Origin of the sequence: Sporanaerobium hydrogeniformans (assembly GCF_002735925.1) — a bacterium.
GTDB lineage: Bacteria > Bacillota > Clostridia > Lachnospirales > Cellulosilyticaceae > Sporanaerobium > Sporanaerobium hydrogeniformans.
The window spans coordinates 1-605 of record NZ_PEDL01000062.1; the positions used below are offsets into that span (position 1 = coordinate 1).

The 605-nt window shown below is 37.2% G+C and carries 1 protein-coding gene; it reads left to right on the forward strand.

Annotation, left to right across the window (positions count from 1 at the left end):
• On the forward strand, positions 1-605 hold a 605-nt coding region (gene fsa, locus CS063_RS17405), incomplete at both ends, for a fructose-6-phosphate aldolase (RefSeq protein WP_099450920.1).

The window sequence follows — 605 nt, forward strand, 5'->3', positions numbered from 1 at the left end:
GATACTGCCAATACAGAAGAAATTCGTAAGGCAAATGACTTAGGTGTAATCTGTGGTGTAACAACAAACCCATCTCTTATTGCACGTGAAGGTTTAGAGTTTAAAAGTGTTATTAAAGAAATTGTAGAAATTGTAGATGGACCTATTAGTGCAGAGGTTATTTCACTTGAAGCACCTAAAATGGTTGAAGAAGCATTGGAACTTGTTAAAATTCATAAAAATATCGTTATCAAACTGCCTATGACAGAAGAAGGTTTAAAAGCTACAAAACAATTAACTGCAAAAGGTATTCGTACCAATGTCACTTTAATTTTCTCAGCAGCACAAGCTTTACTTGCAGCAAGAGCAGGTGCAACCTACGTAAGTCCTTTCTTAGGTAGACTGGATGATGTCGGAGCAGAAGGTATGCAACTTGTAAGAGATATCGCAGATATTTTTGCAATCCACGGCATCGAAACAGAAATCATTGCGGCAAGTGTACGTAGTCCTCTGCATGTAGTAGATGCAGCTAAAGCAGGTGCACATATAGCAACTGTTCCTTATAACGTGATTGTTCAAATGACAAAACATCCTCTCACAGATAATGGTATTCAAAGATTTCTTAA